Annotated in this window: 6 protein-coding genes and 3 pseudogenes; 8 read left to right on the plus strand and 1 reads right to left on the minus strand. The window is 52.0% G+C overall.

All coding sequences use genetic code 11. The features are described from left to right. The 4 genes and pseudogenes from ileS to ispH all read left to right on the plus strand — a co-directional run. Nucleotides 1-1,992: isoleucine--tRNA ligase (gene ileS, locus BG74_RS01430; RefSeq protein ID WP_244267134.1), on the plus strand; the 1,992-nt coding region annotated here is incomplete at its 5' end. Then, on the plus strand, nt 1,992-2,498 hold the full coding sequence (lspA, locus tag BG74_RS01435; protein WP_066596061.1) for a signal peptidase II: 507 nt from the start codon (nt 1,992-1,994) through the stop codon (nt 2,496-2,498). The genes ileS and lspA, both read left to right, overlap by 1 nt. Before the next feature lie 4 nt (nt 2,499-2,502). Then, nucleotides 2,503-2,981, plus strand: a pseudogene (gene fkpB / locus BG74_RS10015) (FKBP-type peptidyl-prolyl cis-trans isomerase). Then, nucleotides 2,962-3,921 carry a 4-hydroxy-3-methylbut-2-enyl diphosphate reductase gene (ispH, locus tag BG74_RS01445; RefSeq protein ID WP_066596065.1) on the plus strand — a complete coding sequence of 320 codons (960 nt, stop codon included), beginning with the start codon at nt 2,962-2,964 and terminating at the stop codon, nt 3,919-3,921. The pseudogene fkpB and the gene ispH overlap by 20 nt, the downstream one beginning before the upstream one ends. A 63-nt stretch (nt 3,922-3,984) precedes the next feature. Here ispH and BG74_RS12265 read toward each other — a convergent pair whose 3' ends face one another. Next, on the minus strand, nt 3,985-4,149 hold the full coding sequence (locus tag BG74_RS12265) for a hypothetical protein (protein ID WP_187202485.1): 165 nt from the start codon (nt 4,147-4,149) through the stop codon (nt 3,985-3,987). Between the two features lie 197 nt (nt 4,150-4,346). On the opposite strand from BG74_RS12265, the gene dapB reads away from it, so the two are divergent. The 4 genes and pseudogenes from dapB (at nt 4,347) to folA (ending at nt 9,934) form a co-directional block, all read left to right on the plus strand. Continuing rightward, nucleotides 4,347-5,168 (plus strand): 4-hydroxy-tetrahydrodipicolinate reductase, encoded by an 822-nt coding sequence (gene dapB / locus BG74_RS01450; protein WP_066596068.1) that lies wholly within the window; start codon nt 4,347-4,349, stop codon nt 5,166-5,168. Nucleotides 5,169-5,638: 470 nt separating this feature from the next. After that, nucleotides 5,639-6,655, plus strand: a pseudogene (locus tag BG74_RS01455) (carbamoyl-phosphate synthase small subunit); the annotation flags it as partial. Nucleotides 6,656-6,684: 29 nt separating this feature from the next. Then, nucleotides 6,685-9,222: pseudogene (locus tag BG74_RS14690) on the plus strand (carbamoyl phosphate synthase preATP-grasp domain-containing protein). A 226-nt stretch (nt 9,223-9,448) separates the two neighbouring features. Then, a complete protein-coding gene (gene folA / locus BG74_RS01465) occupies nt 9,449-9,934 on the plus strand; it encodes a type 3 dihydrofolate reductase (protein WP_066596075.1) in 486 nt (161 codons plus the stop codon). The last annotated feature ends 201 nt before the right edge of the window (nt 9,935-10,135 follow it).

The raw sequence follows: 10,135 nt of genomic DNA on the forward strand, positions 1-10,135 counted from the left end.
GATCTGGTTGATAGCGTGATGGCGCGCGCTGGCATTACGCGCTGGACGCTGCTCGGTAGTACCAAAGGCAGCTCGCTGGAGCTGTTGCGGTTCCGACATCCGTTCATGAGCTTCGATGTGCCGGTCATCCTGGGTCAACATGTCACGCTGGACGTGGGTACTGGGGCGGTGCATACAGCCCCAGGGCATGGCCCAGAAGACTACGTCGTCGGCCAGCAATACAGTCTGGAAGTCGCTAATCCGGTCGGTCCCGATGGCTGCTATCTGCCAGGTACGCTGCCTGCGCTGGACGATTTGCAGGTCTTTAAAGCCGATGATGTAGTCATCAGCCTGCTTCGCGACAGTGGTGCCTTACTGCACGCAGAAAGGATACAGCACAGCTATCCGCACTGCTGGCGCCATAAAACGCCGATTATCTTTCGCGCCACGCCGCAGTGGTTCGTTAGCATGGATCAGCGCGGCCTGCGCAAGCAGTCGCTGGCAGAGATCAAAGACGTGCAGTGGATCCCCGGCTGGGGTCAGGCACGCATTAAAACCATGGTCGCCAACCGTCCCGACTGGTGTATTTCACGTCAGCGCACCTGGGGCGTGCCGATGGCACTGTTCATGCATAACGAGACCGAAGCGTTGCATCCGCGCACTATCGAACTGATGGAAATGGTAGCGCAGCGGGTCGAGCAAGGTGGTATTCAGGCCTGGTGGGATTTGGAACCGGCTGAGATTTTAGGTGACGATGCCGCTCATTATCACAAAGTGCCGGATACTCTCGACGTTTGGTTCGACTCCGGCTCCACCCACTCCTCCGTGATGGCGGTGCGGCCAGAATTTAAAGGTCATGCGCTAGACATGTACCTGGAAGGATCTGACCAGTATCGCGGCTGGTTCATGTCATCGCTGATGATCTCAACCGCCATGCACGGCAAGACACCCTATCGACAGGTGTTGACCCACGGATTTACTGTCGATGGGCAGGGACGAAAAATGTCCAAATCGGTGGGCAATGTAGTCAGTCCGCAGCGGGTTATGGATAAGCTAGGAGCGGATATCCTTCGTCTCTGGGTTGCCTCCACCGATTATACTGGCGAGATGGCGGTGTCCGGTGAGATTCTCAAGCGATCCGCCGACGCCTATCGCCGCATTCGTAACACTGCGCGTTTCCTGCTGGCCAACCTGAATGGTTTCGATCCGGCGCGCCACAGCGTCAGCGCGGAGCAGATGGTGGTGCTGGACCGCTGGGCAGTGGGTCGGGCGCAGGCGGCGCAGGCGGAGATCGTCGCTGCTTATGACAGCTATGATTTCCATAATGTCGTGCAGTGCATGATGCAGTTCTGTTCCGTTGAGATGGGCTCTTTTTACCTGGATATCATCAAGGACCGCCAGTACACCACCAAAGCAGACAGTATCGCCCGCCACAGTTGCCAGACCGTGCTGTACCATATCATCGAGGCCCTAGTGCGCTGGATGGCGCCCATTATGTCGTTCACCGCTGATGAGATCTGGGGCTTTATGCCGGGTGAACGGGCGCAATATGTCTTTACCGAAGAGTGGTATGATGGTCTGTTCGGACTGGATGCTACCCAGCCGATGAACGATGCTTATTGGCAAACTTTTCTGCAGGTACGCAGCGAAACCAACAAGGTTATTGAGCAGGCTCGGGCGGACAAGCGTATCGGCGGTTCTCTGGAGGCCCACGTCACTCTGTATGCGGAACCAGCCCTTGCTGTCTTGCTGCGCGAATTGGGCGATGAACTCTACTTCGCGCTTCTGACCTCAAGCGCGGTCGTAGCGGATTATGGCGACGCCGGCGATGATGCGGTGCAGTGTGAGGGGCTTAAAGAGTTGAAGATTGCCTTGGCAAAAGCCGAAGGGGAAAAATGCCCGCGCTGCTGGCATTATGAGACGAATACAGGTCAGCATGACGATCATCCGGAAATTTGTGGTCGCTGTGTCACCAATGTGGCTGGCCCCGGCGAAGAGCGTAAGTTTGTCTAATGAATAAAACGATAATGTCCACGGGACTACGCTGGTTTTGGCTGGCGCTGTTGGTTCTAGTGCTGGATCTCGGCAGCAAACAGTGGGTCATGGCACATTTCTGGCTTGGCGAGTCGGTGCCGATTATCCCGTTTATCAATTTTACCTATGCCCATAATCCGGGCGCCGCCTTCAGTTTCCTAGCGGACAAAGGAGGATGGCAACGCTGGGCGTTCTCCTCTATAGCGGTGATCATCGCGGTGGTACTGATGGTGATGATGTATCGTTCAAATAAGCGGGCTAGGCTGTCTAACACCGCCTACGCGATGATTATCGGTGGCGCGTTGGGCAATCTTTTTGACCGGATGGTGCACAGCGTGGTGATCGACTTTATTGATTTCTATGTCAGCGATTGGCACTGGCCCACGTTTAACGTGGCGGATACAGGCATTTGCATTGGTGCCGTACTGATCGCGCTGGATGGCTTTTGTCGTCCCGCTGACAAAACTACCAGGCAGAAAGAGTGAATTGATGACTAATCATGCCGTACAACCGGGCAACGCAGTATTGCTGCATTTTGATCTTAAATTAGCAGGCAGGCAACTGGCCGATTCGACCCAGTGCGAGAATAAACCGGCGCTTTTTCAGCTCGAGGGGACGGCGGCAGCTTGTCCGCCGGGTTGGAGCAGGCACTGCTCGGCCTACTTGAAGGAGAACGGAAAAACTTCTCCTTGGCGCCGGAGTTGGCGTTCGGTCTGCCCAACCCCGATCTCATCTAGTTTTATTCGCGCCTTAATTTCATTGAGACCGGCGTGCCTGACATGGGTATCATTATGCTGTTTACCGGTATTAACAGCAACGAAATGTTGGGGCTGATTAGCGACGTGGTAGAAGGCTCTATCACCGTAGACTTCAATCATCATTTCGCCGGTAGAGTAGTTTAGTTCGATATCGAAGTACTGGCAATTGACCCGCAACTGGAGGCGAAAGATGCGTGTACTACTGGCTAATCCGCGCGGATTTTGCGCTGGTGTTGATCGGGCAATCAGTATCGTTGAGCGCGCGCTGGAAATTTATGGCGCGCCCATTTATGTGGGCCATGAAGTGGTACATAATCGCTACGTAGTCGATACGCTGCGCCAGCAGGGGGCTATTTTCATTGAGCAAATCGCTGAAGTGCCTGATGGCTCAATCCTGATTTTCTCCGCTCACGGCGTTTCCCAGGCGGTACGGGCAGAGGCGCGCGGCCGCGATTTGATCGTGTTTGACGCTACCTGCCCGTTAGTGACCAAGGTGCATATGGAGGTCGCCCGAGCCAGCCGTAAGGGGACTGAGGCCATTCTGATTGGCCATAAAGGTCATCCAGAAGTGGAAGGCACCATGGGGCAATACAACAACCCAGACGGCGCGATGTATCTGGTCGAATCGCCGGAGGATATCTGGCATCTTAACGTCAAAAACGTCGATAATCTGTGCTTTATGACCCAGACGACGCTGTCGGTAGATGACACCTCTGATGTGATTGACGCGCTGCGCACGCGGTTCCCCACGATTATCGGGCCGCGCAAAGACGATATTTGCTACGCTACCACTAACCGCCAGGAAGCGGTGCGCAATCTGGCCACCGATGCCGATGTGGTGCTGGTGGTCGGCTCGAAAAACTCCTCTAACTCCAACCGGCTAGCGGAGCTGGTCCAGCGAATCGGAAAGCCGGCCTATCTGATTGACAGCGCCGGCGACATTCAGGAAAGCTGGCTGCAGGGCACACAGACAATCGGCGTCACCGCCGGCGCTTCGGCGCCGAATATCCTGGTGCAGCAGGTAATCGAACGCCTATTCTCACTGGGCGCCGAAGACGCTCAAGAGCTTATCGGCCGCGAGGAAAATATTGTCTTTGAAGTGCCGAAAGAGCTGCGGGTCGACGTAAAGGACGTAAAGATGGTAGAATAAGGCCACTATCGCCGTCTTGCCTGCCTTGTGCTTTCGTAACGGCGTTCACCTCGCCAGCGCGGATTAAGCGAACTGGAAACGGTATGTTGGCGTGCCAATAGTGCCAGTGACAACCTGTAGTAGCGCGCTGTCCCGCTCGCCGGACGTACCTGACCGATAAAATGTCTCCATCCTGACCTCATCTTTGGCTTCCTGATAAGTGCTAAGTGTAGTCGCCTTACGCGACATAGAAAGCTTAAATACGCATTTTATAAATATTCAATTTGCTCGGCGCAAAAATGTAGTCTGTATGCGGCGTAGCTTATCCTTTGCACGCCTGAGTGCAAATTTATAATCACTACGGATTTCTGCTGGCGGCGTCGCGTCGTCGCTCCGGAACGGGTTAAACCTGAGAATAACTGACAAGATAAAAAGTGAGAGGATCCATGAGTAACACAACAATCCGCATCGCGGTTTCCGGCGCGGGTGGCCGGATGGGGCGCCAACTTATTCAGGCGGTGGTGCAGTCGAAACAGGCGACGCTAGGCGCGGCGTTAAGCCGTGCCAGTTCGGGATTGTGTGAGGTGGACGCCGGTGAGTTGGCCGGTACCAGCGCCTTGGGCATCAAGATAAGAGACAATCTTACGGCGATAAAAGAAGATTTTGATATCCTCATTGATTTTACCCGTCCCGACGCCAGCCTGGCGTACCTGGATTTTTGCCGCCGGCATCGCAAAGGCATTGTCATTGGCACCACGGGGTTTAGTAATGCGCAGAAAGAGACCATTAACGCGGCGGCACAGGAGACAGGCATCGTTTTTGCTGCTAATTTTAGCGTCGGCGTCAATCTGATGCTGAAGCTGCTAGAAAAAACGGCGCAGGTGATGGGAGCGGAAGCGGATATTGAAATTATCGAAGCGCATCATCGCCATAAAGTGGATGCCCCGTCTGGTACCGCACTGGCCATGGGAGAAACGATCGCTGGTGCTCTTGGGAGCGATCTTGCTCATTGCGCAGTATATAGCCGTGAAGGGAATAGCGGTGAGCGTAAAGCGAAAAGCATAGGCTTTGCCACGGTGCGGGCCGGCGACATTGTAGGTGAGCATACCGCAATGTTCGCCAAGATCGGCGAGCGTCTGGAGATAACTCATAAAGCGTCAAGCAGAATGACTTTCGCCAGCGGAGCAGTGCGTGCCGCCGTTTGGCTTTTCGATCAGAAAAAGGGTCTTTACGATATGGTTAATGTGCTTGATCTTGACAAATTATAGGGAATTTATCTGAATTAATCGCCTGACGTATTCGTTTTAATAGATTATTTACAATGAATAATTATGGTAAAAGGCGCCATAGTTCTCTCTTTTTTTCTACTTAAGTTAATTTCATGCCTAAATGGCCATGTTTATCATTAAACGTAGGATTATGCAGCGCGATGGGCGGTTTTCTTCGCCAAAAGGTACGGAAGAGTATCCATTGCCCCCCGACGCTATTAAAATAGCCGAGCAGCCGTTTTCCTGGGCTTTTTTATCCTCTTTTTAAGCCGTTCATGCCATCATTAACATTAAAGTGGATGAAATCAGATAAAAAATCCTTTTAGGATAGAAAAGTACATGTTCATCATTTAGATTGTGCCCAATTTGCCAGAATTCTACCTTACAGGTGATTTTTGCATCGATTCATACCATTTGAATGAATTAATATATAAAATATAATAACGTAATATTAATTTTACGGTGTTGTTATAAGGTCAGCGCTGCTGCTTCTGGAAGATAGAACCCAATTCCACGGTCGGGCTATGGGGCAGAGGGCACGGCGGTAGGGGAAGTAGTTTTCAATACGTTACTTACTAGTTATCAAGAAATTCTCACTGATCCTTCTTATTTCTGTCAAATCGTTATCATCACTTATCTCCATATCGGCAATGCCGGCACTAACTAATGGAGCAGACAACAAATCACCTCGCGTGTAGGCGCTGGTGATTCGCGACCTGCCGACTCATCGCCAGCAAATTTAGAGATACGCTGTCGTCACTCTCGGACTACTTGAAGTAGCAGAATATTGTCGGCATCGCCGATATCGATACCCGTAAGCTGACGTGTCTATTGCGGAAAAAAGGGCGCCAAACGGCTGTATCATCGCTGGTGATAGTCCGAATGAGTAGCTGGCGCTTCGCAAGGCCAGCGAACTTATCATGTGGTTGCCTATGATTACGGGATTAAGTGCAATAGCATGCGCATACTAGTGGATCGCGGCTGCCGCTTGGCGGTTTATGCCGACGCAGACGACGGCTGATAACGGTGCTGGCGATGGATCCCGATGGCATTTTCCTAGCCATCGGTCCGGAAGATCCGGCGCCCTGCGATTACGCGATCACCGCTATCAAAACTTTCATTATCACCGATATTTCGCTGTTCGACATTTGCCTGGGCCACCAATTGCTGGCGCTGGGCCGGCCAGCGGCGCCAAGACGGTGAAGATGAAATTCGGTCACCACGGCGGGCAACATCCGGTAAAAAATCTTGCGGTCGACTACTTGGTGATGATTACTGCCTAGAACTACGGCTTCGCGGTGGATAAGAAAACGCTGCCTGCCATGTTGTAACTTATGCCTCACCGTTTGACGGCATGCTATAGGACTTGCACCGTACTGACAAACCGGCATTCAGCTTCCAAGGGTACCCCGAGCGAGGCCATCCCTGGCCCATACAAAACCACCCCATTATTCGACCATTTTATCGAGCTCATCAACGCTTATCGCTTACAACTTAGCGCAATCAGGAGCCTGAAATGCCAAAACGTACCAATATAATACAGTATCCTGATCCTGGGCGCTGGCCCGATCGTTATCGGACAGGTGTGCTAGTTCGATTGTTCCCGCACACAAGCGTGCAAAGCTCTGCTGCGCGAATAGGGCTATCGTGTGGTGTTGGTAACTTCTAACTCTGCCACCATTATTACTAACCACAGCACCAGTATAGCCGATGCAACCTATTTCGAGCCTATTTACTGGGAAGTAGTACGAAAAATTATCGAAAAAGAGCGGCCGGATGCGCTGTTTTGCCAACCATGCGCAGCCAAGACGGCGCTGAAATGTACCTTGAAGCTAGAGCGTGAAGAGGTACTAAAAGCGTTCGTCGTGGAGATGATTGTCACCACCGCTGACGTGATCGACATGGCGGAAAACCGCCATTGCTTTGATAATGCAATGACCGATAAAGAATATCAAATTATATATAACGCCTCGATGGCGGCATTGCGTGAAATAGGCGCCGAAACTGGCAAACGTCTAGTTAGTTCTCAGTCAATCCGAAAACAGGCTGGCTTATCATTATCGAGATGAACCCGTACATTTCCCTCTCCTCCGCGCTGGCGTCCAATACGACCACCGGCTTTCCCATCGCAAATGTGGCCGCCAAGTTGGCGGTAGGGTATATACCCTGATGAGCTGATGAACGACATTACCATCGGCTGCATGCCATCCTCCTTCGAGCTGTCAATCGACTATGTCGTGACCAAAATTCCGCGCTTCAACTTTGAGAAATTTATGGGCACCAACGATCGTCTGACCATACAGATGAAATCGGTGGATGAAGTCATAGCTATCAGCCGTATCCAGCAGGAGTCTCTGCAAAAATCGCTGCGTGGGATGGAAGTCGGCAGGCGCCAGCGGCTTCGATGATAATGCAATGACCGATAAAGAATATCAAATCCAAGGTCAATCTCGACGATCCTGAAGCGTTGACTATCCTGCGGCGCGAGCAGAAGGACGCGCCAGAGGCGAGCGTATTTGGTATGTGGCGGATGCTTTCCTCGCCAGCATGTCGGTGGACAGCGTGTTCAACCCGACTAATCTGCCGCTGGTTCCTTATGCAAATCGAGGAGCTGGTTAAGCTGGAAAACGACGTGGCGGAGTAGGGTATTGTTACCGCCATTAGCGCCGATTATCCGCGCCAGTTGAAACGCAAGGGCTCCGCCGATGCGGGGCTAGGGCTCCGCCGATGCGGGGCTGGCTGCTATGGTGAGCGTGGCAGAGGCGGAAATTCGCAAATTACGCGAAAGCTACAACCTGCACTTGGTCTATAAGCAGGTGAATACCTGAAAGCGGGTAGATTACCTGAGCCACTGAGTTCGCCACTTGGTACTAGAAATATAAATCCCAGCCTCATCAGAATCGCGAGAAAATCATGGTACTGGGCAGTAAAGTGGTCAGCACCGAATAGGGTATTGAGTTCGACTACTGCTGCGTACACGCCTAGTTAGCACTGCGAGAAGACAGTTATGAGACTATCATAGTCAACTGTAACCCAGAGAAGGTTTCCGCCGATTACGGCACATCGAACCGTCTTTATTTTGAGCCAGTGCTGCTTGACCAGTTCTTGGATGATGATGCGATGGAAATGGGTGTCGATGTGGTTTACGTCGGCGAAAACGTGCTGATTGGCGGCATACATAATGGAGCACATCGAGAAGACTGAGGTTCACTCCGTCGACTCGGCCTGTTGGTTGCCGGCGTATACGCTGATCCTTGAAATTCAGGATGTCATGCGCTAGCAGGTGGAAAAACTGGCGTTTGAGCTGTAGGTCAGGGAGCTGATGAAAATCCAGTTCACGGTGAATGATAATGAGGTGTACCTCATAGAGGTCAACCCTCGCGCCGCGCGTATGCGTATATGGTGCTGTTTGTTTCCACGGTCACCGGCGTGGCGTTGGCGAAGGTCGACGCCAGAGTGATTGTCGGCAAATCCTTGGTGAGCATGGAGTCACGCGCGAAGCATTCCTCCCTACTACTCAGTGAAAGAAGTGGTACTGCCGTTTAATAAATTCCCCGGCGTGGACCCGATTCTGGGACAGGAAATCCGCTCTGCTATCGAAGTCATGGGCGTTGGACCGGACCGTCTTGAAGCATTTGCCAAGGCGATTCTCGGCAAGCCAGTCGCACATGAAGAAAGGCAATCGCGCGCGCTGCTGTCAGTGCGTGAAGATGACAAAGACCTGAGGTAGACTTGGCGACTAAGCTGCTGAAACATAGCTTTGAGCTGGATACCACCTACGGCACGGCGGTGATCCTGGGCAAGGATGGTATCAATCTGCGTCTAGTGAATAAAATCTATGATGGACGGCGTATATTCAAGACCGGATTAAAATCGGCGAATACAACTATATCGTTAATACTACCCGCCGGCCGATCCAGGCGATTGATGATTCCAAACTCATCCGGCACAGCGTCTTGCAGTAAAAGTGCATTACGACACAACGCTGAACGATGGGTTTTCTACCGCGATGTCCCTCAATGGTGATGCTACCGCCCAAGTGATTTTGGTGTAGGAAATGCACGTGCAAATCAACGGCTGAATCCGGGTGTAATGGTGCCAAAAAAGGTGAGAAAACATCCTTTTTTATGGCTTTCTTGCTCGATTTTAATCGATTTCCTTCTATTGGCGCGGCACTTTTAAGTATTTTTGAAATTTATCACGCCTTACAAAACCAGCTATCGACGCCCCAGATCTCTTTCCGTATAGTGTTAACAATTTTGTTGCCTGTAAGGATTTTTATGATTATTAGCCTAATTGCCGCCCTAGCGGTAGATCGTGTGATTGGAATGGAAAATACCATGCCCTGGTATCTTTCCGCAGATCTGGCCTGGTTTAAGCGTAACACGCTCAACAAACCAGTTATCATGGGGCGCCGAACGTTTGAGTCCATTGGTATGCCGCTGTCGGGGAGGCACAATATTGTGCTGAGTAGCTGTCCCGGCGATAACGACAACGTGACCTGGGTGTCAACGCAGGCGCAGGCACAGGCTGCAGCAGGTATAGTGGCAGAAGTGATGGTGATCGGCGGCGGGAAAGTCTACGAGACTTTTTTGCCGCAGGCAGGGCGACTCTATCTGACCCATATCGATGCGGAAGTGGGTGGTGATACCTGGTTTCCCGACTATGAGCCAGATGAATGGCAATCTACCTTCAGCGAATTCCATGACGCCGACGAAAAAAATATCTACAGCTACTGCTTTGAAGTCCTAGATCGCCGCGGGTGATGCGCGGCTTGTCCTCGAGCGCTGCGGACGATGTGCAATCCGACCTACAGTGTCGTGGATGATTTGTAATTTTATGGCGCCATCCGTAATAAGGTCCATGCGGCCAGACACCCACCAAGCTGCCGGGTTTGACCTTAAGCGCTAATGGAATTTTCGATGACAGTCTCGTTTTGCCGATTGTTTTGCTGGTTAGAGGGTAGA

Origin of the sequence: Sodalis-like endosymbiont of Proechinophthirus fluctus (genome assembly GCF_001602625.1) — a bacterium.
Taxonomy (GTDB): domain Bacteria; phylum Pseudomonadota; class Gammaproteobacteria; order Enterobacterales; family Enterobacteriaceae.